Below are 21,423 nucleotides of genomic sequence, written 5' to 3'. Positions count from 1 at the left end.
GGTGTTCGGTCGACGTCGGGTGGGTCAGAAGTTGCCGAGGCCGCCGCAGACGTTCAGCGCCTGCGAGGTGATGGACGCGGCGGTGTCGGACGCCAGGTAGCCGACCAGGCCGGCGACCTCCTCGGGCGTGGAGTAGCGGCCGAGCGGGATCTTCGCCTGGAACTTCGCGAGGACCGCGTCCTCGGTGGTGTCGTAGGCCGCCGCGTAGCCCTGCCGGACCCGCTCGGCCATCGGCGTCTCGACGTAGCCGGGGCACACCGCGTTGACGGTGATCCCGGTCGGGGCGAGCTCGTTGCCGAGGGCCTTGGTGAAGCCGACGACGCCGTGCTTGGACGCGGAGTAGGGGGCGCCGAGCACCACGCCCTGCTTGCCCGCGGTGGAGGCGATGTTGATGACCCGGCCGCGGTCCTTGCTCCGCATGCCACCGGTGTTCAGCACCTCGCGGGTCATCCGGAAGACACTGTTCAGGTTGGTGTCGACGACGTCGTCCCACAGCTCGTCGGCGAGGTCGGCGGTGACGCCGCCACCGCTGCGACCGGCGTTGTTGACGAGGACGTCGATGGTCCCGAAGCGGTCGACCGCCGCCTGGACGAAGTCCCTGATCTGCTCGGCGGACCGGACGTCCACCGCCGCGCCGTCGACCTCCAGGCCCGCGGCGGCGAGCTGCTTGACCGTGGTCGCCACGTTCTCGGCGGTGCGGGCGCCGATGAAGACCCGGTGGCCCTGTTCCGCGAGGAGCCGGGCGACGGCCAGGCCGATTCCGCTGGTGGCTCCGGTCACAAGGGCGACGCGCTTGTTCTGCTCTGTCATGGTCCTTCTTCTCCTCACGTGTGGGGCGTGTCGACCCGCCGAGCGCGGCGACGCGCCCGGGGGTCACGGGGGTGGCGCGTCAGACGGCGACGTCCGTACCGAGCAGGTTGTTGACGGCCGCGATCAGCGTGCGCGGGGTGGGGGCGCTGACCAGCACGTCGTCGTCGAGGGTGATGTCGAACTCCCGCTCGATGCGCCCGCCCGTCTCCAGGAGGGCGAGCGACTCGTAGCCGAGCTCCTCGAACCCGGCGTCGAGGATGTCGCCGTCGAGGTCGACCGCCTCGTCGGCGCCGGCGCTGTCGCGCAGGATCCGCTTGAGATCGTCGAGGGTGAATTCCTTGGTGCTCATGTGAAGTTGATCCCTTCGTATTCGATGTGTCCGCCGGGCAGGTCCTAGCGCGGGGCGCGCACGACCACCGCGGAGTTGAAGCCGCCCTGGCCCCGGGCGAGTACCACCGCCGTACGCACTTCGGCGGGTCGCGGCTGGGGGCCGACGAGATCGAGGCCGTACTCGGGCAGCGGTTCGGTGTTGACCGTGGGCGGGATGAGGCCGTCCGCCATGGCGAGGAAGGCAGCGGCGAGGTCCAGCGGCGCGGCCCCCGAGTAGAGGCGCCCGGTCATGGTCTTCGGCGCGGTGACCGGGACGGCGCCCCGGCCGAAGACGGTGTTGAGGGCGTCGGCCTCCGTGCGGTCCAGTTCGGGGATCGCGGCGGCGTCCGCGAACACCACGTCGACCTCCTCGGGCCGCACCCCGGCGTCGGCCAGGGCTGTCTCCAGCGCTCTGCGCAGTCCGGCCTCGCCACCGCTGCCCGGCGGCGGGTCGATGGTCGCTCCGTAGCCGGCTATCTCGCCGTGGATCCTCGCGCCGCGCACCCGGGCCGCCTCCTCGGACTCGAGGATGAGGATCGCCCCGCCCTCACCGGGCACGTGGCCGCGCGCTTCGCCGTCGAAGGGCAGGTAGGCCCGGGTGGGTTCCTCGCTGGTGCTCAGCCGATCCCCCGCGAGCTGGGCCACCCAGCCCCACGGGCAGATGGAGGCGTCCACCGCCCCGGACACGATCAGCGCCGTTCCCCTGCGGATCTGCCGCCTGGCCTGCGCCACCGCGTCCAGTCCACCGGCCTGGTCGCTGACGACAACGCCGCTGGGCCCCTTCATCCCGTTGCGGATGGAGATCTGGCCGCTGTTGACGGCGTAGAACCAGGCGAACGACTGGTACGCGCTGACATGCCGGCTGCCCAGGCTCCACAGCTTCCGCAGCTCGTTCTGGCCGAACTCGAAACCGCCGGAATGGCTGGCCGTCACCACGCCCATGTCGAAAGCGGGCAGGTCCTCGGGCACCATGCCCGCGTCGGCGAGCGCCCAGTCGGTCGCCACCAGCGCGAGCCGCGTCATCCGGTCGGTCTGCGGCAGCAGGCGGTTGGGCAGATGCTCCTCGGCGACGAAGCCGGGGATCTCGCCGGCGAGCCGCGCCGGATAGCGGGACGGGTCGAACCGGGTGATGCGGCCGATGCCGCTCTTCCCGCTCCTGGTCGCCGCCCAGAAGTCCTCGGTGCCCAACCCGTTGGGGGACACCACGCCGAGGCCGGTCACCACCACCCTCGTACTCATGCCGCACTCCTCTCGGGTCGGGCGAGCACCATGGCGCTCTGGAAGCCGCCGAAGCCGCTGCCGACCGAGAGCACCGCGTCGGTGAGCTGGTCGCGGGCCGTCAACGGGACGTAGTCGAGGTCGCATTCGGGGTCGGGCGTCCGCAGGTTCGCGGTGGGCGGGACCACGTTGTGTTCCATGGCGAGCGCCGAGGCCGCGATCTCGATGGAGCCGATGGCGCCCAGCGAGTGCCCCACCATCGACTTGATCGAGCTGACCGGGGTCCGGTAGGCGTGCCGGCCCAGGCTCCGTTTGAAGGCGGCTGTCTCGTGCCGGTCGTTCTGCTTGGTGCCCGAGCCGTGGGCGTTGATGTAGTCGATCTCCTCGGGGTCCATCCGCGCCTCGTCCAGCGCGACCCGGATGGCCTCGGCCATCTCCACGCCGTCCGGTCGCAGCCCGGTCATGTGGTACGCGTTGCTGCGCGTGGCGTACCCGGCGACCTCCGCGTAGATGTGCGCCCCTCTCCGGCGGGCGGCGTCCAACTCCTCCAGGACGAAGACCGCCGCACCCTCGCCCAGGACGAAGCCGTTGCGCGTGCCGTCGAACGGGCGGGAGGCGCGGTCCGGTTCGTCGTGCCGCGGCGTGGTCGCCTTGATCGCGTCGAAGCAGGCCATGGTGATCGGCGAGATGGGGGCGTCCGAGGAGCCCGCGACCATCACGTCGGCGGAGCCCTCCCGGATCAGCTCCACCGCGTGGCCGACCGAGTCGATCCCCGAGGTGCAGCCCGTGGACACCACCGTGCTCGGCCCCTGCGCGCCGACCGCCCAGGCCACCTCGACGGCGAAGGAGCTGGGGACGAGGTAGTTGTAGAGGTGCGGGACGGCGTACCTGTGGTCCACGAGGTCCAGCCGGCCGCCGTCGCTGACCACCCGGTATTCCTCGTCGAGACCCATCGTGGCGCCGACGGCGCTGCCGACGGTGACACCCACCCGGTACGGGTCGTACCCCTCGAGTTCGATGCCGCTGTCGGCGACCGCGCCGCGCGCCGCGACCACCGCGAACTGGGCGGCGCGGTCCATGCGCCGGACCTCCTGCGGGCTCAGCCCGTGCTTCTCGGGGACGAAGTCGATCTCCGCGGCCACCCGGGAGCGGAACGGCGAGGGGTCGAAGAAGGTGATGCCGCGCGTCGCGGTCCGCCCCTCGCTCAGGAGGTTCCAGAAGCTCTCGGTGCCGACTCCGCCGGGTGCCAGGACCTCCATGCCCGTGATGACAACCCGTCGCTCGGTCACGCCGACTCCCAGTGGTAGAAGCGGTTCGCCATGGCGTCCGCGGGCGAGCGCCAGGTCGCCGGGTCGTACGCCTGGATGAACGGCTTGAGGTCGTCGCTTATCCGGACGAACCGCGGGTCGGACTTCGCCTCCTCGATGAGTTCGCCGCCGTTGTCCGAGTCGAAGTCCTGAAGGTGGAAGTAGAGGCCCCGGTACGAGAACAGTTGGCGTCGCCGAGTACCCATGCGATGCGGCATGTCGCCGGCGTCGAACTCCGCGAAGAGTTTCGCCACGTCGACGCTCGCGTCGGGGTCCATCCGAGCCACGATCAAAGTGCTGTGCATGCGTCTCTCCTCCACAACAGGTTTTCTCGGTGATGCCGCGCGCGGTGCCCGGATGAATGACGTCGCCTGTCGAATGACGGAGGCTCCGGGGAAGCACGGGAAAGGGAATCCCGCAATCAGCTGGACCGTTCCCCAAGAGCCTCGTCTACTCCCAGCCGCTCTTCAAGTGCCTTCCGGCCAGGCGGAGGTCAGGGTTCGACAGGTACTGTGCGCGGCTCTCCGAGAAACTTCAGGAGAACGTCGGAAACACTCCACGGGATTGCCAACTCGCCGAGTGGCACCCGCTGCACACCGGTTGGCCCCTCTCTCCGGGACGCCCGCATAAGGATTCCTTCTGACCGCCAGTCGGCAAACCTATTGGACGAACGGGAATTCTCATGCCCACGATGTCGGCCACCGCGCCTTCGGCAACGGCTTTACCCACTCTAGGAGTTCTCCCTGTGACACATGTCTCGGAACACGGCAGGCCGACCGGGTACGACGTCATCGTCGTGGGCAACGGCGCGCTCGGCTCCTCGGCCGCCGTCGAGCTCGCCCGCCGCGGCGCCTCGGTGGCGCTGGTCGGCCCCCGACACCGCCCGTACGCGGCCTCGACGGCGGCCGGCGCGATGCTCGGCTGCTTCGGCGAGGTGACCACCACCCTGGTGGAGAACACCTACGGGCAGACCAAGTTCGCTCTCGACCTCCGGGCCAAGGACCTGTGGCCCGAATGGCTGGAGAGCATCTCGGGCGGGCTGTCGGACGGACGTGACATCCTCACCGCGAACGGCACGACGGTCCTCCTCAACAGCGTCGGTACCGCGGGCATCGACACCGACAACTTCCACGCGATCCGAGCGACGCTTGAGAAGCACGACGAGCCGTACGAGACGGTCGACCCGTCGGACGTCGGCTGGCTCGACCCCGATCCCAACAGCCGCCCCCTCCAGGCGCTGCACATCCCCGGGGAGCACGCCGTGGACTCCGGCAGGCTGCTGCTCAGGCTGGAGCAGACGGCACGGGACCTCGGCGTCACCCTGATCGACGGCCACGCCGCCTCCGTGCTGGGCGACGACGGCCAGTCCCGCGGCGTCGTACTCGAGGACGGCACGTCCCTGACCTCCGGACAGGTCCTGCTCGCGGGCGGCGTGGGCACCCAGACCCTGGTCGACTCGGTGCCTGGGCTCGGCGACTGCATCCCCCGGCTGGTGGCCGGCTACGGCGTCTCCGCCGTGGTCACCACCCAGGACGGGACGCAGCCCGAGTCGGTGATCCGGACACCGAACCGGGCCTTCGCGTGCGGCCTGCACATCGTGCCGCGAGGCGCGGGCCGTGTGTACGTCGGCGCGACCAACATCATCACTCCGCAGCCGATGGCCGACCCGGTGATGGGCGATCTGCTGTTCCTGCTCGAATGCGCCCACCGGCAGACCCGGCGCAACCTGTGGAGCAGCGCGGTCAGCGGCATCAACGTGGGCAACCGGCCCATCTCCCTCGACGGCTTCCCGCTGCTCGGCGAGACCCCGCTCAGGGGGCTCTGGATGATGACCGGCACCTACCGCGACGGGCTCTTCCTCTCGCCCCTGCTCGCCAAGGAGTTCGCGGCGCGGATGCTCGGCGGCGAGCCGGAGCTGGACCTCGAGCCGTTCGCCCCGGAGCGGGCGCCCCTGGGCGGCATGTCGCGGGAGGCCGTTCTCGACACCACCGTCGAGCACACCCTGGCCACCGGCTACGAGCAGCACTGGAACGTGCCGACCGGCTGGCAGGAGTTCTTCGACGTGGGCCTCAAGCCCATCTACGCGCAGTGGGCCGAGGAGCTCGACCCGGACTTCACCCCGCAGCCCGACCTGCTCGCGGCTGCCCGGATGGAGCCTCAGATCGCCCTGTGGCTGAAGACGTACTACGACAACTGCCGGGCCAGGTTCGGCAAGCCAGGCCCGCCGGCGGCCGACTCGGTCGGCGACCACGTGCGCCGCGCGGCCGAACTCCTCACAGCGACACGGGTGACGACGCCGCGCGCCGACGCGCTGACGCTGGCCGCCCACGTACTGCCCGGGGAGGACCCGGACCTCGACGCTCCGATGAGCGCCGAGGACGCGCAGGGCTTCTGGATGCTGGTGGGTCGCCGCGCCGGACGCGAGCCGCTGGAGTACCTGACCGGTCGAGCCCGGCTGTTCGATCTGGAGCTGGCGGTCGGCGCCGGTGTACGCGTCCCGCACACCCGGACCGAGGCCATGGTCACCGAGGCGCTTGCCCGCTGCGGCTCCGACCACCCGCGGGTCGTCGACCTCTACACCGGTTCCGGAGCGGTCGCGCTGGCCGTCGGCGCGCTGCGCCCGGCGGCGGTGGTCACCGGAGTGGACGTCTGCGCCACGGCGCTCGACTGGGCCAAGCGCAACGCCGAGGGCCTGAAGGACCGCGTCGAAGCGGAGCTCGACTTCGTCCGGGGCGACATCGCCGCCCCGGATCTGCTGTCCGGCCTCGACGGCACGGTCGATCTGGTCACCGCGGCTCCGCCGAACGTTCCCGACCACGTCCACCTGATCCCGGAGTTGGCGACGCACCAGCCCGCCGGCGCCATCCGCTCCGGCTGGGACGGGCTGGACGCGGTGCGGTCGGTGGCCGCCACCGCGGCCCGACTCCTCACGGGAGGCGGCGTGCTGGCCATCGAGCACTACGACGCCCTGGCCGACGCGGTGATCGAGATCGTGCGCGCGGCCGGTTTCGAGGCGGTCACCAGCCACACGGACCGCGAGGGCCACCCCCGGTTCGTGATCGCCCGCCGCGCCGCCTGAGTGCCCCGTGACCCGGCCTGGCGCCTGGCGCGGCAGGCCGGGCACTCCGCTCTGTCGCACGGCCGACGCCTGGCGCACGGCCGAGGAGGAATTCGCCGCCGAGTGGCGACAGGCAACCAGCCCGTTTCCCCGGAGCACGTTCCGGTTTCGGAAGTTTGCCAGGCACCTGACAAACACTTCGGGAATGTCGATCCACGGAACGGTGTTTCGAGTCATTCTCGAATTCACAAGGCCGCGTCGGGAAGCCGTCACCGGGCTGCGGTTTGCCACCGCAGCCCGGCGTGCGCCTTTTCCACTTGTTGAAGAACGGGTAAATTATCCGTGGCCGAGACGGAAGCCGACACCTCGAACGGTGATGACCCAGCTGCTCGCACCGAGCTTGTTGCGCAGGGTGCTGACATGCGTGTCGACGGTTCTACGGGACCAGGAGTCTCCCCAGATCTGCTGCATCAGCCGCTTGCGGGGGATGACGGTGTCGGGATTGGCCGCGAGGAGGCACAGCAGGTCGAACTCCTTGCGGGTCATCGGTATCCGCCGCCCCTCCAGGGTCACCTCACGCGAGGCGGTGTCGATGAGCAGGGGCCCGTGGTTGATGACGCTGGGCGGCGACGCCTGCGGACGCGCCCGACGCATGACCGCCTCGACCCGGGCCATCAGCTCCCGGAAGCCGTAGGGCTTGGTCAGGTAGTCGTCGGCCCCGGCCTGCAGGCCCAGCACCCGGTCGAGTTCGGTACCCCGAGCGGTGACCGCGATGATGGGGACGTCGCAGGCCGTGCGGATGGCCCGGCAGACCTCGAGGCCGTCCAGGTCGGGCAGTTCGAGATCCAACAGGACGAGGTCGGCGTCCTCGTACGCCTCGAGGGCCGCGCGCCCGCTGGTGATCGTCTCGACCTCGTGGCCGTGCCGGCGCAGCCCGCTGACGAGCGGCTCGGCGTCGTCGACGTCACTCTCGACGACCAGGACCCGCCAGCCCGACCCGCCGGGCCCACCGAGCGAGGGGCGCACCGCCCCCGCCGGTTCCACCGGGCGTCCCCCCGGGTTACGGGAAGCGGTTATACGGGGCTCTAAGACACAGCTGGAAGTCCGGTTCATTTTTCCCCCTAGCTCGTCAGCTCGGCTGTAGTCCAGCCTCATTACGAACCTACAAGCCCCCGCGCGCACTCGTCAAACCTCAAACGACCCGGTACGAGGCATGCAAAGCGGATACGAAGAGAGGTTGAGTAAAGGTCGGATTCCGCTTAGGGCGATGTGGTGAAGACGACCGCCCGCAAAGGTCGCAAAAACACCCGTTCGACCGGCCGGTCCGCCGTGGAGAAGACCACCGGACGCGGGGCCGCCATGGTGAACGTCTAGGTTGTCGGTATGACGCTCTTACCACGCAAGGCAAGCGAACTGACCGTCGGTGAACTCGCCGAACGAAGCGGAGTGACTACGTCCGCATTGCGCTTCTACGAGGAGCAGCAGCTGATCTCCAGCCGCCGCACTTCGGGGAACCAGCGTCGCTACAGCCGGGACATGCTGCGGCGGGTCGCGTTCGTCCGGGCGTCGCAGCGGGTGGGCATCGCACTCGAGGACATCCGTGCCGCCCTGAAGCTGCTGCCCGACGAGCGGACGCCCACGCCCGAGGACTGGGCGCGGGTGTCCGAGCTGTGGCGGCAGGACCTCAACACCCGTATCAAGCAGATGGAGGAGCTGCGGGACGACCTGACCTCCTGCATCGGCTGCGGCTGTCTGTCCCTGGGACGTTGCGCGCTGGTCAACCCGGGGGACATCCACCGGCACGTGGGCAAGGGACCCACCCGGCTCACCGGAGGGTGACGCCCCCTCAGCACCGTCAGCACCGTCAGCCCCCTCAGCCGCCGACCGCCCCCGAGGCGCGACGCCCCGCACGCCGGGAGGCGGTCGCTCGGCCGGACACCGGCCGAGCGACCGCCTCGACGGTCACGGTCCCGCGCCGCCGCGGCGGCCTCGTGTCACTCGCGGCGTTCCGCCGGGTAGCCGTCCTCCCGGCCGGCGTGGACGGGGGTGGGTTCCTCCGGCCCGGACTCCGCCGGTCGGTCCGGCTCCTCGGGCGTCTTCTCCGTCGCCGCCGGTCGCGGCCCGCCGATGCCCCGTAGGACGGTCAGCGTGACCAGGGCGCCGACGGCCACCAGGACGGCGCAGATGGTGGCGGCGGTCTGCAGTCCCTGGGTGAACGCTGCCCGCGTCACCTCGAGCAGCGCCTCCCCCGCCCCACCGGACAGCTCCTCCGCGGCGTTCACCGCGCCGCCGAGTGTGTCCTGGGCGTCGCGGGCGGCGTCCGCGGGCACTCCCGGCGGGAGCGCGCCTTCCACCTCGCTTCGGTATACCGCGGTCCCGATACTGCCGATCGCGGCGACCCCGAGGCCCAGGGCGAACTCCTGAACCGTCTCGGCGACACTCGACGCCGCGCCCGCACGCTCCGGCGGGGCCGACCCGACGGCCAGTTCCAGACCGAGGATCATCACCGGGGCGACACCGAAGGACATGCAGAAGACCCCGGCGACGAACAGCACGATCGGGGAGTCGGTCTCCATTCGGGAGAGGAGGAAGAAGGCACCGCAGGAGACGAGCAGGCCGGCTCCCATGACAACCGGCTGACGGACCTTGCGGATGACCTGTGCCGTCACCGCGGCACCGACCACCACGCCCAAGGCCATCGGCATCATCCACAGCCCGGCTCGCAGCGGCGTCAGGCCGCGCACGAGCTGGAGGTACTGGGCGACGAAGAAGAGGGTGCCGGACATCACCAGGACGGCGAGTCCCATGATCCCGAGCGCCGGACCGAAGCGCGGGGTGGAGAACAGGCCGAGGTCGAGCAGCGGATCGGCCAGCCGCTTCTGCCGGTAGACGAACAGGGCCCCCACCGCGAGCCCTCCGACGACGGCGAGGACACCGGTCGGGCCGAGCCCGTGTGCGGCGACGTCCTTCATGCCGTAGATGACACCGAGGACGGCCACCACGGACATGGCGGCGCTCAGGAGGTCGACCCGGCCCGCCGAGGTGTTCCGGTGCTCCGGCAGCAGGACCGGTCCGGCCACCAGCAGGAGCAGCATGACCGGAATGCCGATCAGGAAGACCGATCCCCACCAGAAGTACGCGAGGAGAGCACCGCCGGCCAGCGGGCCCAACACGCTTCCCGCCGAGAAGCACACGGTCCACACACCGATGGCGGCGGTGCGCTGCTTGGGGTCGTGGAACATGGTGCGGAGCAGCGCCAGGGTGCTGGGCGCGAGCGTGGCGCCGGCGATGCCGAGCAGGGCGCGGGTGGCGATCAGCATCTCGGCGCTGGTCGAGAAGGCCGCGAGCGCCGAGGCGGCGCCGAAGGCGGCGGCACCGATCAGCAGCAGCCGACGGCGGCCGATGCGGTCGCCGAGGGTTCCCATCATGACCAGGAAACCGGCCATCAGGAATCCGTAGATGTCCATGATCCAGAGCAGTTGGGCGCTGCTCGGCCGCAGGTCCGCGCTCAGTTGCGGAACCGCGAGGTACAGGACGCTCAGGTCCATGGACAGGAGCAGGGTGGGCAGGGCGAGGACGGCCAGTCCGATCCACTCCCGCCTCCCGGCCTTGGGAGGAGCAGCTGTGGTCACGCGAGATCCCATCGTCGTGGCGGTGTGCGGTTCACCGGGCGAGCGGCGCGGTGAGGCCCCCGTAGGGGAGGCAGCGCCGGCCGGGCCCGTGGGTCAGGCCGGTGAAGGACTCGACCTTCCGCCACTCGGGGGTCTGCACCGGGTTCTCCAGGAACCCGCGGTGGGACTCCTCGTCCAGCCACTCCGAGTAGTTGAGCACCTCTGTGCCGTCGGAGCTGAGCAGGAAGTGGCGGGAGATGCCGCCGGGGGTGGGCTCGGGCTGGGCCGCGTCGGCATGGCAGATCGCGTCCGACCAGGCGCGCGCCGTCTCCGCCTCGTCGAAGAGGAACGTGGTGATCACGACGCACGTCGGCACGCTGCGCGAGTCCATCACGCTGCTGCGGTGCAGCGCGCACACGAAGGGTTCGAAGCGTTCGGCGTCGGCGGCCGCGGCGATCCGCCGGTCGACCGCCTCGCGCCCCGCGGTGTCGCCGGCGCCGTCGAACGCACGCAACTCCGCTTCACCCGACCACTGTTCGTAGGTGAGGACCGTGTCACCATTGGTGCTGACAAAGCAGTTGACGGCAAGAAGGCCCTCCGGCCAGGGCACCTCGGCCCACGCGGCGAGGCAGGCGTCGGCCACCGAGCGCTGGTCGTCGGGGCCGGCGGTCACCCAGCGGCCCAGTACGGCGATGCCGCAGTCGTCCCGGCCGATGACGGGCAGGGGGCTGAGCGGTGTGCTCATCGGGGTCTCCTCCTGGAGTGCGTCCTCACGGGCCGGCGCGGACCGCCGACCGACACTCAGGCTCACACTTCAAGTCGTCTTGAAGTCAAGGCAGTTCTGACGCCTCCGGGGTGGGGTGGCCGACGCCGGGGGCGGGGGCCTCGGCTGCCCCCGCCCCCGGCGGTCGCGTGCGCTCCGTGCGGTCAGCCGCAGGAGACGCGTGTCCCGGTCATCCTGATGCCGCTGGGCCCCTCCACCCGGCCGTCGTCGTAGTGGTAGTGGGTCAACCCACTGGCGGAGAAGGCGCGGTGGGAGGAGAGAGCGCCTTCGAGGGAGGAGCGCGCCTCCGCGGGAGTCCCGAACGGAAGCGGGTGGCGCACGGTGAAGCGGAAGGCGCCGCCGGCCCGGGGCGCCCAGTCGCCGGTGCCCTCGAAGTACGGGGCGCCGTCCTCGTCGCGCGGGCCCGTCAGCTTCAGCGTCCGGTCCGCGTTGAACCTGATCTCCACGTCCGCGGGCGGCCTGTCGCCCTCGATGGCCTGCGCCTTCCAGCAGCCGACCGGTGAGGAGTGGGTGGCCGGTGCGGCGGCGGCGGGCCACGCGGAGAGCATCGAGGCCGCGAGGACACCGGCCGCGAGGGCCACGCCGGCGGTGCGCTTGCTGCGACTCATGTGAGGTTCCCTTCTGCTGTCGTTTCGACTGGTCGCTCTGTCGGTCCTGCGGTGCGCCGGACTCACGCGACGAGCCGTTCCAGGGCGCCGACCACCTCGGACGGCGAGGGGAGCGCGGCCATCTCCTCGGAGAGCGCGCGCGCCTGCCGCACGTAGGACGGGTTCTCCAGCAGGTCGCGGCAGGCGGCCCCGACGCGCTCCGCGGTGAACTCGGCGGGATAGAGGGTGCGTCCCGCGCCCAGGTCGGCGACGCGGTCGAGAGCGGCACCGTGCGAGGCGCTGTCCTGCGACTCCATGACGGCGAGTTGCGGGACGCCGAAGTGCAGTGCGGTGAGGCTGGTGACGCCTCCCGCGTGATGGACGATGAGATCGCTGGTGGGTGCCACGACGTCCAGCGGTATCCATCCGGCGCGGACGCCGTCCAACTGGTCGCGCAGCTTCGCGGCGAGTTCCTCCGGCGCCGCCACCACGACCTCCACGCCGAGGGCGGAGACCTTCTCCACCATGGCCTTGACGAAGTCGAAGTTGAGACCGCGGCTGCCGCCCGTCACGACGACCCGGCGCCGCTCACCGCGGGTGTACATCCACGGCTCGACCTCACGCTGCTGGTTCACCGGCGTCCAGCGCATCAGTTGGGCGGGCGGCGCGCCGGCGGGGCGCAGGCTCGGCGGACTGACGTCGACGAACAGGTCCGGGTCGGGCAGCCGGTCGAGGCCGAGCGCGTCGAGTTCCGGCCGCAGCTCCCGGTCCGCTCCCGGGTCGATGCCGTCGAAGTCCTTGATGTCCCAGGCGTGTCGCACGTACGGCACCTGGAGCCGGTGCGCGAGCAGGGGCGCCGCGTAGGTCAACGTGCCACCGACGACGAGGTCCGGGCGCCAGTCCTCGGCCAGTTCCAGCAGCGGTTCCAGACTGGCCGCGGCCAGCCGGCCGAACCATCCGCCGGTGAAGAGCCGGCCCTCCACGGCGTTGTCGGGCACGGTCACCGGGTTTCCGGCCCGGTCCCTTGTCCTGAAGTGCGGGATCGGAGTCGAGGTGACGGAGAACGGTGTCAGGCCCAGGGCCGCGATGTCCGGCAGGACGTTGCGCGGGGCCGCCATCATGACCTGGTGGCCGGCGTTGCGGGCGGCGGTCGCCAGCGGGGTCAGGCCGTAGATGGTGGCCGCGCTTCCGGCACCGAGAAACAGAACTCTCATCGCGTGGTGAACCCTTCGTGGAAGGTGCGCGGGCCCCTACCGGCCCGCGGACGGAGACTTGACGGGCGCCAGGCGCGGGTCACCGCTGGGCCCCGCCGACCCGGTGGCCGACGGCGGCCGCGCCGCCGCTGTCGGCCCAGAAGGACCGGAGCGCGTCCTCCAGGGAGCGGCGCGGGCGCCAGCCCAGGACCCGCCGCGCCGGTGTGACGTCCACCTGGATCCAGTCGTCGGTCCTGGGCCGCGCGGGCCCGGCCTCCCTCTCGACGATCCGGGCGGGCACCCCGCTGATCCTGATGAGGTCGTCGACCAGCGAACGCACGGGAACGGCCTCGCCGCGTCCGATGCCGACGACCTCTCCGGTGGCCGTGGACCCGGCGGCGGCCAGGACGGCGTCGGCGACGTCCCGTACGTCGACGTAGTCACGATGGGCACGCAGCGCCGTCAGTTCGACAAGCGCGCTCTCACCTCGACCTGCCGCCTCCTTCAGCCGGGCGGCGACCTGCCCCAGCAGACTGATCTCGGGGGTGCCGGGGCCGGCCGCGTTGGCGACCCGCAGGACGAGGGCGTCGACCTCGCCGCGGGCGTCGGCCCGCAGCACGGCCTCGGTGGCGGCCAGCTTGGCCTGCCCGTAGGCGGTGGCCGGGGGCGAGCCCTGCTCCAGGACGGAGCCGAGTTGGACGAGCCGGGGGCGCCGGGACGTCACCGCCAGGGCTTCGAGCAGCCGCAGTGTCGGCGCGGTGCAGCGCTCGACCATCTTCTCGGGTGGTGCGCCCCAGATGCTGCCGATGCAGTTGACCACCACATCGATCCGCTCCTCCTCCAGCAGCCGGGCGACGTCCTCGGCGGGGGTTCGCGCGAGGTCCAGCGGTGTGAACCGGGCGGCGGCCAGCCCGTCCACCGCGGTTCGGGCGACCGCGACGACACGGTGTCCGGCGGCGGTGAAGGCCGCACACACGTGCCGCCCCACAAAACCGGTGGCCCCGAGCACCAGGACCGTCCGCGCGCTCACCGGCGGGCCGTTGAGGTGTGCGGCGCCCTGGGTCCCGTGTGACTCTCCTGGGACGCGGTCATGGGCGATCCTCCTTCTCCTGCCGACAGTCGAGGCGTTCCGGCGTCACCGACACCGGAAAAGCGATTCCGCGATCAGCTTGTTCGCCGCCGGAATTGACGTCAAGGGAAGGCCGTTCAAATCGCCGTCAGGCAATGTCAAGAAAGAGAAGGAGGGGAATTCAGTTCGCCTTCGGGAGGGTGAAACGGCCCGCGTCAGGCCCGTCGAGGCGGCCGGAGGGAAGTTTCCGGCCGTAGGTGACGAGGAGCAGGTCCTGCGCGCTGCCGCTGAGTGGCGCTCCGGCGCCGAACGTCCAGTCGAGGTCGGTCGCCCGCAGTTCGACGCCGTCGAGTCGGGCGCCGAAGAACCTGACGGACTTGGGGTCGACGGCGGAGAGCAGCATGCGCAGCCGATCCCGGGGGATCCTCCGGTCGACGTCGAGGGGAACCGTGATGTCGAGGCCGTGTACGACGTCGTGGCCGAGTGCCGCGACGATGCCGCCCACGGGCGGCTTCCAGGGGTGGTGCGCGTTGTCCCTGAGGAAACCGGCCAGTTGGGTGGTGGAGAACTCCGCCGCGTCCCTGCGGGCGCACCGGTCGGTCATGCGGTCGAGGCTGCCGCGGGCTTTGACGAGTTCCCCGGCCAGCTTGGGAAAGGAGTAGCGGAACCCCAGGGACATGTGGGCGGCGACCTCACGAACGCGCCAGCCCGTACACAGCGACGGTTCGTCCCATGCGCGGCCCGGCAGTTCATCCAGTACGGCGGCGATTTCCCGGCGTTCGGCCGCGATCGCCGCGCGGATCTCGGATTCTGGATGCAGTTGTCCCCGGTTGGCCATGACTTCCAGAGTACCGAAGGGGTGTCCGGCCGGCCAAGAAGCCCTGTTTATCGCGGCAGAACGATTCCTTATGCGCGGTCGGTGGGAGCGAAGACGCGCCAGATCCACACCTGTGCGGGAATCACCACCAGGAACACGGGGAGTACGGTCACCGCCAGCAGTTGGAGTGAGGCGGCGTCGGCGATCGCTTCGGGGAGGTCGAGTTCGCCCGCTCCCGAACGGGTGGCCAGCACGGTGGTGCCGTGCGCGGCACCCACCGCCAGGGGCGCGGTGAGGAACGGCACGGCCCCGAACAGCAGCGCCGAGAACGTGCGGCCGCTCCTCAGCGACGCCTCCGAGGCGAGGACGCAGACGGCGGCGAGTGCGCCGACACCGGCCACGGCCGGTGGCGCGCCGGTGGTGAGCGCGCCGACGACCGCGGTGAGCAGCAGCAGCACGAGCAGGGCTGGCGTGGCGGCCCGGCGGACCCTTCCGAGCCGCACGGCGTGCACGCTGTCCCCCGGGACGGCGCGGCCGGTGAAGAGCGCCCCTTGGCGAAGGCTGCCCGCCACGGTCACGCACCCGCCCAGCAGCGCGAAGGGGTGCAGCAGGTCGGTGGCGGTGAGCACGGCGTGTCCGCCGCCGTTGGTGGACAACCCCCGTACCAGGGCGGCCAGTACGGCGCCCCAGCCGGCGGCGAGCACCAGGCTGCTGACGGGAAGTACGACGTCCCACGTCCGCCGCCAGGCGGCTCCCGGATGCGCGCCGCGGAACCACAGGGCGGCGTCGCGCAGGAACCAGGCGGTCAGCAGGGCCAGCAGCGGCAGCCGCAGGGCGTACAGCAACTTCCCCTCCAGCAGCGGCAGCGCGCCGAACAGCAGCCCGACGAAGGCCACCAGCCACACCTCGTTCGCGAGGAACAGCGGCACGATGGTGCGGCGTACCCGCGCACGGCCGGCCTCCGAGGGGGCGAGCGGAAGCAGCATCCCCACCCCGAAGTCGATGCTCTCCAGGGCCAGGTAGCCGGCGAGGAGCAGGCCGACGAGGGCGTACCAGAAGACGTCCACCGCAGATATCCCGTCAGTCGAGCGCGCGTACGGGCCCGGCGGGGAACAGGTCCTCGTCGCCGAGCAGTCCGGCGTCCGGTCCGCGCCGCGCGTAGTGGCAGATCAGCACCCAGTCGATGACGGCGAGCGTGCCGAGTACGAAGGTGAAGGCGAGGAACGAGGCGAGCATTCCCCCGACGGAGACGTCACCGATCGCCTCCCGGACGGTCAGTTCGCCGGTGACCATCCACGGTTGGCGGCCGACCTCGCGACTGAGCCAGCCGCAGATCATCGCGACGAAGCCCAGGGGCAGCAGTACCGCCGGCAGCCTCAGCCTGAAGCGCCGCCGGGCGAGGGACGCGCCCGGCGGCGCGCCTCGCACGGCGGTGGCGGGGACCCAGACCAGAACGACCAGCAGGAGGCCGATGAGCAGCATCAGCAGGGAGGCGACGCCGACCCACACCGGCGGCAGCCAGTCACCCGTGCCGTAGGCGGCCGCCGCGGCGTCCCGCGCCCGGTCGAGTTCCGCGCCGGTGGCGCCCATCACCACGGCGTACTTCTCCGGTTGGTAGTCGTCGAGTGCGACCAGGTGGACCACTCCGGCCGCGGTGGTGACGAGTGCGCCCGCTCCCGCGAGCAGCGAGCCCTGCACCAGCGTGGGGCGGAAGAAGCCGATGTCCCGGTCGCGTCGCAGGTGGTAGGCGCTGACGGCGGTCATGAACAATCCGGCGAGAAGGGTCACGGCGCCGGCGATGTGGACGATCGCGTACCAGGTGGCCCCGTTGGTGACAACGGCACCCCAGTCGGTGACGTGCGCCGTGCCGTCGCGCATCTCGTAGCCGACCGGTCGCTGCATGAAGCCGTTCACGACCATGATCCAGAAGGTGGAGGCGTACGCGGTGAAGGCGACGCCCCAGATCAGGGCCAGGTGGGCGCGGGGAGGTACCCGCCCGAAGCCGAACGCCCACAGCCCGAGGAAGGTCGCCTCCAGGAAGAACGCGACCATCGTCTCGATGGCGAGCGGGGCGCCGACGACGTTGCCGAGGACGTGGGAGAGGCCGGACCAGTTGAGTCCGAACTGGAACTCCTGCGCGAGGCCGCTGATGATGCCGAGCGCGTAGTTGACGACGTAGAGGCCGCCCCAGAAGCGGACCTGCCGCATGCGCAGGGAGCGCCGCTCCGGGTCCTTCGTCCGCAGCGCCCTGGTCTGCAGGAACGCGACGACGGTGACCAGTCCGAGGGTGAGCGCCACGAACAGGAAGTGCAGCGTGGCGGTCACGGCGAACTGGAGGCGGGCGAGGTCGACGACGTTCAACGCGGCGCTTCCGACGGAAGGGGACGGGGGGCTTGCTGCCGGTGGCTGCGGACCGCTCAGCCGAGCATGTTGCGGGCGTGCGCCAGCAGCACGTCGGCCGCCGGACTGATGCGGCCGCCGGACCGGCGTGCGAGCGCGAGACCGGCACGCAGATGCGGGCTGTGTATCTCCACGGGGTGCAGTTCCTCCGGCCGGGACAGCACGAACCGCTCGGGCAGGATGGCCACGCCGAGACCGCGGGCGGCGAGCTGCGCCAGCACGCGGGGGTCGCCGGCCTCGAAGGCGACCCGCGGCTTGACCCCGGCGGCCGCCCACGCGGCGTCGGCCGCCGCGCGCAGTCCGCTGCCCTCGGGCAGGCAGATCAGCGCGTGGCCCTCGATCTCCTCGACGGCGATCGCGGCGCTGGGGGCCAGCGGGTGGTCGTGGCCGACGGCGCCGATCAGCGGCTCGTCGGCGATCACCGCGGTGTCGAGGCCGGCCGGCGGTTCGGCGGAGATCCCGATGATCGCGACGTCGACGCGGCCGGAGCGCACGGACTCGACCAGCCTGTCCGTCGTGCCCTCGACGAGGGAGATCTCCACCGCCGGGTACTTCTCGCTGAACTCCGCGATGAGGTCGGGAAGCCGCAGGGAGGGCGAGGACGGCACCGAGCCGAGGACCACCTGTCCGCGCACCAGGCCGGACAGGTCCTCCACGGCTCCGCGAAGTCCGTCGATCGCGGCCAGTACCGCGCGGGCGTGGGGCAGTGCCGCCGCTCCCGCCTCGGTCGTCCGCACCGACCGGCCGCCGCGGTCGAGAAGGTCCTGGCCCAGTTCGCGTTCGAGCCGTCTGACCTGCGCGCTCACACACGGCTGGGTCACGAACACCCGCGCGGCCGCCTTGGTAAAGCTGGCCTCCTCGACCACCGCCACGAAGTACTCCAACTGGCGCAGCTCCATGCGTTTCATCGTACCGGCGAAGATCTCCCGGCCCGCCGCCGAGCGCGTCAATTCGGTCCAGGTAAACGGCAGTTGTGTCAACTCCGCGTGTGGTCGGCGTCAGGTCGCCGCAAAGCTCCCGGCGGCCGGGCGCGGCTCACCGAGTCGGGCGAGGTCCCCGCTCGCGTACCGCTGGGCGCAGGACCGGCGGCGGACCTTGCCGCTTGTGGTCTTCGGCAGCGTTCCCCGGCGGATCAGCACGACGTCGGCCACCTCGATCCGGTGGTGTTCGAGCAGCGCCCCGCGTACCGCCGCGGTCACCTCGTCCGCACTGGCGTAGGTGAGAATCCGCCGGTCCCCCTCGACCACCACGACAACGGCCTCCCGCTCGCCGTCGTCCACGGCGAAGGCCGCGGAGGAGGCGGGGCGGAGCAGGGGGTGGCTGTTCTCGACCGTGTGCTCCAGGTCCTGGGGGTAGTGGTTGCGCCCCTTGACGATGATCAGGTCCTTGAGACGTCCGGTGACGAACACCTCGCCGCCCCGCACGAAGCCCATGTCCCCGGTGCGCAGGAACGGTCCCTCGTCCTCCTCGTCGACGATGCGCGCGCGGAAGGTCCGCTCGCTCTCCTCCTCACGTCCGAGGTAGCCGGCGGCCACGCAGGGGCCGGACGCCCAGATCTCGCCGACCTCGTCGTCCCCGACGGCCCTGAGCGTGCGGGGGTCCACGACGCGCACGCGGGCGTCGGCGACCGTGTGGCCGCAGCTCATGACGGTGGCCGTGCCGGGGGCTCCGTCGGCGTCGTCGGTGACCCGCACGACCCTGCCGGAGCCGAGCGCGTGCGCGTCCACGACAAGGGGCCCGGGTTCGACGTCCGAGGGGCTGCCGCTGATCTTCAGGGTGTACTCGGCGAGTCCGTACCCCGGGCACATCGCCTTGGGGTCGAAGCCGTGCGGCGCGAACTTGCCGGTGAACTCCGCGACCGTGTGCGCTCGCACCGGCTCCGCCCCGTTGATGGCCACCCGCCAGCGCGACAGGTCGAGCGGACCACGCGGACCGTCCGCCCGGACGCACAGGTCGTACGCGAAGTTCGGGGCCGCGGCGTGGGTGCCGCCGAAGCGGGACAGGGCCTCCAGCCAGCGGGCCGGACGGCGGACGAAGGCCTCGGGGCCCATGAGGTACGCCGGCCGGCCGGCCCACAGCGGGAGCACCACCCCCAGCAGCAGCCCCATGTCGTGGAAGAACGGCAGCCAGGAGACAACGGACCCGTCCTCGGCGAACGGCCACAGCTCGTCCATCTCCGACGCGTTCGCCCAGAAGTTGGCGTGTGTGACCATGACGCCCTTGGGATCACCGGTCGAGCCCGAGGTGTACTGGAGCAGGGCGACGTCGGACAGGGCCGGCTCGGGCGACGCGGTCCCGGCGGCCGGGGGCCGGAGTCCGTCGGTCGCGACGAACTCCAGCCCGTCCAGCTCCGGCAGCCCGGCGAAGTCGTCGAGTACCCGGTCGCGTACCTCGCGGGTGGTGAGCACCAGTGTGGTGCGCGCGTCGTCGGCGACGGTCCGCAGCCGCCGCACGGCCTGCCGGCGGCTCGGCACCTGGAGGGGCGCTCCCTTGATCCCGGTCGCGGTGCAGGCCAGCCAGGCCCGGATGAACTCCAGGCCGTTGGGGTACACCAGCACCGCGCTGCGCCGGCCGGCGGCGAGCCCGGCGAGGGCGGCGGCGCGGGTGCGGACGTCGGCGGACAGCTCGGCGTAGGTGGCCTGTTCGCCGATCTCCTCGCCGTCACGGAGATGGACGTAGGCGACGGCGTCCGGGGTCTGTTCCGCATGTCGGGCCAGGATGGCGGGCAGGGGCAGCGGCTCGCGTCCGAGCCTGGGGTGATCACTACTCATGGCCGTCCGTTCGTCGGGGCAGCGGGTGCGTGGCGGAGTGCCGCTCAGGCGAGCGTGGTGAGCCCGGGCCGGGGCGCGTTGACAAGCGCCGCCATGTTGCCGGGCGGCTGCCGGTTCTCGTGCATCACCTGGTGCGCCTCGCCGATCTCCTCGAAGCCGAAGACCCGGGAGAGGCAGGGGTCGACCTGCCCGGAGGCGACGAGGTGGATCACGGCGCGGCACTGGGCCTGGTTGAAGCCGTGGGATCCCTGCAGCCGCTTCTGCCGCATCCACAGGAACCGCAGGTCGACGTCGGCGGCGTAGCCGGAGGTGCCGCCGCAGATGGTGACCATGCCGCCGTTGTCACACAGGTACATGGAGGTCGGAATGGTGTCCTGACCGCTGTGTTCGAGGACCACCTTCGGTGCCCTCCGCTCGCCCAGGGCCTCCCAGAAGGCACGGCCGAAGAGCCGCACCCTGGACATCCAGGCGCCGAACGCGGCCGCGTCCTCGAGGTCGGGCATCCGGCCCCAGTGGTCGAACTCGCGGCGGTTGACGGTGCCGACCGCGCCCAGGCGCCGGCAGTACTCCGCGCGCTCTTCGCTGGAGACCACCGCTACCGGTAGTCCGCCCGCGTTGCGGGCCAGTTGGATGCCCATCGAGCCGAGACCTCCGGCACCGCCCCAGATCAGTACCGGGTCACCGGGCTGGACCGTGTTGGGAGCCCAGCCGAACAGCTGCCGGTAGGCGGTGCCGCCGGTCAGGATGAAGGCGGCCGCGGCCTCCCAGGTGAGGTTCTTCGGCTTGGGGTGGCACTGGTAGTCCCGGACCAGTGCGAACTGGGCGAACGAGCCGTAGTTCGACTCGTACCCCCACGCCCGCATGGTGGGTGAGAGCGTCGGGTCGCCGCCGAGGCGGATGTCGGGGGCGGTCTCGTCCCACTGGGCGCCCGAGAGCATGACGTGGTCACCGACGGCGACGCCGCTCACACCCTCGCCCACGGCGAACACGACGCCCGCGCCTTCGGAACCACCGATGTGGAAGTCCTCCGGCTCCCCCTGCTTCCGGCGGGCGGCGATGACGTCGATGGGGCGGCCGAGCCCCGCCCACACGTTGTTGTAGTTGATGCCCGCGGCCATCACCCAGACGAGCACCTGGCCGCGGCCGGGGCTGGGTGTGTCCACCACCTCGGTGGCGAACGCCTTCTCCGGCTCGCCGAAGCGGTCCTGCCGGATGAGGGACGCGTACATCTGCGGCGGGACGGATCCGAGAGGCGGCATCTCGCCCAGTTCGTAAAGGCTCTTCTCCACGGTGTGCAGCGCGGGCCAGCGCACGTCCGTCCCCGCGGCCCACAGCGCGCCGATCGTCGACAGCAGGACCTGCGGATCGGGCGTCTCGTCCTTGGGATGCGGCAGGCTGTGCAGGATCAGGTGGTCGCGGCGCAGCTCCC

19 protein-coding genes are annotated in these 21,423 nt (G+C 71.4%); 2 read left to right on the top strand and 17 right to left on the bottom strand.

Going from position 1 to position 21,423, the window contains the following annotated elements; translation table 11 throughout:
• Positions 1 to 24: 24 nt before the first annotated feature.
• The 5 genes from fabG to FNX44_RS01390 all read right to left on the bottom strand — a co-directional run bounded on the left by fabG (position 25) and on the right by FNX44_RS01390 (position 4,009).
• Positions 25 to 810, bottom strand: a complete 786-nt coding sequence (fabG, locus tag FNX44_RS01410; RefSeq protein ID WP_143646043.1) for a 3-oxoacyl-ACP reductase FabG — start codon at positions 808 to 810, stop codon at positions 25 to 27.
• 79 nt (positions 811 to 889) lie between these two features.
• A complete protein-coding gene (locus tag FNX44_RS01405) occupies positions 890 to 1,159 on the bottom strand; it encodes an acyl carrier protein (protein WP_143646042.1) in 270 nt (89 codons plus the stop codon).
• A 44-nt stretch (positions 1,160 to 1,203) separates the two neighbouring features.
• Positions 1,204 to 2,418 carry a ketosynthase chain-length factor gene (locus tag FNX44_RS01400; RefSeq protein WP_143646041.1) on the bottom strand — a complete coding sequence of 405 codons (1,215 nt, stop codon included), beginning with the start codon at positions 2,416 to 2,418 and terminating at the stop codon, positions 1,204 to 1,206.
• Complete coding sequence (locus FNX44_RS01395) at positions 2,415 to 3,686, bottom strand: beta-ketoacyl-[acyl-carrier-protein] synthase family protein (RefSeq protein ID WP_143646040.1); 1,272 nt, start codon at positions 3,684 to 3,686, stop codon at positions 2,415 to 2,417. Before FNX44_RS01395 ends, FNX44_RS01400 begins: the two co-directional genes overlap by 4 nt.
• Positions 3,683 to 4,009 (bottom strand): TcmI family type II polyketide cyclase, encoded by a 327-nt coding sequence (locus tag FNX44_RS01390; protein ID WP_143646039.1) that lies wholly within the window; start codon positions 4,007 to 4,009, stop codon positions 3,683 to 3,685. Before FNX44_RS01390 ends, FNX44_RS01395 begins: the two co-directional genes overlap by 4 nt.
• Before the next feature lie 440 nt (positions 4,010 to 4,449).
• On the opposite strand from FNX44_RS01390, the gene FNX44_RS01385 reads away from it, so the two are divergent.
• Positions 4,450 to 6,783: an FAD-dependent oxidoreductase gene (locus FNX44_RS01385; protein ID WP_181354601.1), complete on the top strand. Its 2,334-nt coding sequence runs from the start codon at positions 4,450 to 4,452 to the stop codon at positions 6,781 to 6,783.
• A gap of 315 nt (positions 6,784 to 7,098) precedes the next feature.
• Here FNX44_RS01385 and FNX44_RS01380 read toward each other — a convergent pair whose 3' ends face one another.
• A complete protein-coding gene (locus tag FNX44_RS01380; RefSeq protein WP_143646038.1) occupies positions 7,099 to 7,875 on the bottom strand; it encodes a response regulator transcription factor in 777 nt (258 codons plus the stop codon).
• Positions 7,876 to 8,145: 270 nt separating this feature from the next.
• Here FNX44_RS01380 and soxR point away from each other — a divergent pair, with 270 nt between their 5' ends.
• Positions 8,146 to 8,601, top strand: a complete 456-nt coding sequence (gene soxR, locus FNX44_RS01375) for a redox-sensitive transcriptional activator SoxR (RefSeq protein ID WP_143646037.1) — start codon at positions 8,146 to 8,148, stop codon at positions 8,599 to 8,601.
• A gap of 155 nt (positions 8,602 to 8,756) precedes the next feature.
• Here soxR and FNX44_RS01370 read toward each other — a convergent pair whose 3' ends face one another.
• From FNX44_RS01370 to ccrA, 11 genes are all read right to left on the bottom strand, one after another.
• Complete coding sequence (locus FNX44_RS01370) at positions 8,757 to 10,406, bottom strand: MFS transporter (RefSeq protein ID WP_143646036.1); 1,650 nt, start codon at positions 10,404 to 10,406, stop codon at positions 8,757 to 8,759.
• Between the two features lie 19 nt (positions 10,407 to 10,425).
• Positions 10,426 to 11,118, bottom strand: coding sequence for an antibiotic biosynthesis monooxygenase (locus FNX44_RS01365; RefSeq protein WP_143646035.1), 693 nt, complete (start codon positions 11,116 to 11,118; stop codon positions 10,426 to 10,428).
• Positions 11,119 to 11,300: 182 nt separating this feature from the next.
• Complete coding sequence (locus FNX44_RS01360) at positions 11,301 to 11,765, bottom strand: hypothetical protein (RefSeq protein WP_143646034.1); 465 nt, start codon at positions 11,763 to 11,765, stop codon at positions 11,301 to 11,303.
• A gap of 62 nt (positions 11,766 to 11,827) precedes the next feature.
• Positions 11,828 to 12,958, bottom strand: a complete 1,131-nt coding sequence (locus FNX44_RS01355; protein ID WP_143646033.1) for a nucleotide disphospho-sugar-binding domain-containing protein — start codon at positions 12,956 to 12,958, stop codon at positions 11,828 to 11,830.
• 79 nt (positions 12,959 to 13,037) lie between these two features.
• Positions 13,038 to 13,967, bottom strand: a complete 930-nt coding sequence (locus tag FNX44_RS01350) for an NAD-dependent epimerase/dehydratase family protein (protein WP_143646032.1) — start codon at positions 13,965 to 13,967, stop codon at positions 13,038 to 13,040.
• A gap of 220 nt (positions 13,968 to 14,187) precedes the next feature.
• Positions 14,188 to 14,844 carry a maleylpyruvate isomerase family mycothiol-dependent enzyme gene (locus FNX44_RS01345; protein WP_143646031.1) on the bottom strand — a complete coding sequence of 219 codons (657 nt, stop codon included), beginning with the start codon at positions 14,842 to 14,844 and terminating at the stop codon, positions 14,188 to 14,190.
• A 68-nt stretch (positions 14,845 to 14,912) separates the two neighbouring features.
• On the bottom strand, positions 14,913 to 15,890 hold the full coding sequence (locus FNX44_RS01340; protein WP_153506699.1) for a cytochrome d ubiquinol oxidase subunit II: 978 nt from the start codon (positions 15,888 to 15,890) through the stop codon (positions 14,913 to 14,915).
• 13 nt (positions 15,891 to 15,903) lie between these two features.
• Positions 15,904 to 17,184 carry a cytochrome ubiquinol oxidase subunit I gene (locus tag FNX44_RS01335; protein WP_143646029.1) on the bottom strand — a complete coding sequence of 427 codons (1,281 nt, stop codon included), beginning with the start codon at positions 17,182 to 17,184 and terminating at the stop codon, positions 15,904 to 15,906.
• 56 nt (positions 17,185 to 17,240) lie between these two features.
• The gene (locus FNX44_RS01330; protein WP_143646028.1) at positions 17,241 to 18,122 is read right to left on the bottom strand and encodes a LysR family transcriptional regulator; all 882 of its coding nucleotides are present in this window, start codon (positions 18,120 to 18,122) and stop codon (positions 17,241 to 17,243) included.
• Positions 18,123 to 18,221: 99 nt separating this feature from the next.
• On the bottom strand, positions 18,222 to 19,994 hold the full coding sequence (locus tag FNX44_RS01325) for a fatty acyl-AMP ligase (protein WP_143646027.1): 1,773 nt from the start codon (positions 19,992 to 19,994) through the stop codon (positions 18,222 to 18,224).
• Between the two features lie 44 nt (positions 19,995 to 20,038).
• On the bottom strand, positions 20,039 to 21,253 hold the full coding sequence (ccrA, locus tag FNX44_RS28705; protein WP_185202715.1) for a crotonyl-CoA carboxylase/reductase: 1,215 nt from the start codon (positions 21,251 to 21,253) through the stop codon (positions 20,039 to 20,041).
• Between the last annotated feature and the right edge of the window lie 170 nt (positions 21,254 to 21,423).

This window comes from Streptomyces alkaliterrae, assembly GCF_007097205.2.
GTDB classification, from domain to species: domain Bacteria; phylum Actinomycetota; class Actinomycetes; order Streptomycetales; family Streptomycetaceae; genus Streptomyces; species Streptomyces alkaliterrae.
This window is presented reverse-complemented; position numbering and strand designations above follow the sequence as displayed.

What these genes read in the sequence shown, in the direction of transcription:
- fabG (WP_143646043.1), bottom strand. Translation starts at nt 810, where the DNA reads ATGACAGAGCAGAACAAGCGCGTCGCCCTTGTGACCGGAGCCACCAGC.
- FNX44_RS01405 (WP_143646042.1), bottom strand. Translation starts at nt 1,159, where the DNA reads ATGAGCACCAAGGAATTCACCCTCGACGATCTCAAGCGGATCCTGCGC.
- FNX44_RS01400 (WP_143646041.1), bottom strand. Translation starts at nt 2,418, where the DNA reads ATGAGTACGAGGGTGGTGGTGACCGGCCTCGGCGTGGTGTCCCCCAAC.
- FNX44_RS01390 (WP_143646039.1), bottom strand. Translation starts at nt 4,009, where the DNA reads ATGCACAGCACTTTGATCGTGGCTCGGATGGACCCCGACGCGAGCGTC.
- FNX44_RS01380 (WP_143646038.1), bottom strand. Translation starts at nt 7,875, where the DNA reads ATGAACCGGACTTCCAGCTGTGTCTTAGAGCCCCGTATAACCGCTTCC.
- soxR (WP_143646037.1), top strand. Translation starts at nt 8,146, where the DNA reads ATGACGCTCTTACCACGCAAGGCAAGCGAACTGACCGTCGGTGAACTC.
- FNX44_RS01370 (WP_143646036.1), bottom strand. Translation starts at nt 10,406, where the DNA reads ATGGGATCTCGCGTGACCACAGCTGCTCCTCCCAAGGCCGGGAGGCGG.
- FNX44_RS01365 (WP_143646035.1), bottom strand. Translation starts at nt 11,118, where the DNA reads ATGAGCACACCGCTCAGCCCCCTGCCCGTCATCGGCCGGGACGACTGC.
- FNX44_RS01360 (WP_143646034.1), bottom strand. Translation starts at nt 11,765, where the DNA reads ATGAGTCGCAGCAAGCGCACCGCCGGCGTGGCCCTCGCGGCCGGTGTC.
- FNX44_RS01355 (WP_143646033.1), bottom strand. Translation starts at nt 12,958, where the DNA reads ATGAGAGTTCTGTTTCTCGGTGCCGGAAGCGCGGCCACCATCTACGGC.
- FNX44_RS01345 (WP_143646031.1), bottom strand. Translation starts at nt 14,844, where the DNA reads ATGGCCAACCGGGGACAACTGCATCCAGAATCCGAGATCCGCGCGGCG.
- FNX44_RS01330 (WP_143646028.1), bottom strand. Translation starts at nt 18,122, where the DNA reads ATGGAGCTGCGCCAGTTGGAGTACTTCGTGGCGGTGGTCGAGGAGGCC.
- FNX44_RS01325 (WP_143646027.1), bottom strand. Translation starts at nt 19,994, where the DNA reads ATGAGTAGTGATCACCCCAGGCTCGGACGCGAGCCGCTGCCCCTGCCC.
- ccrA (WP_185202715.1), bottom strand. Translation starts at nt 21,253, where the DNA reads ATGCCGCCTCTCGGATCCGTCCCGCCGCAGATGTACGCGTCCCTCATC.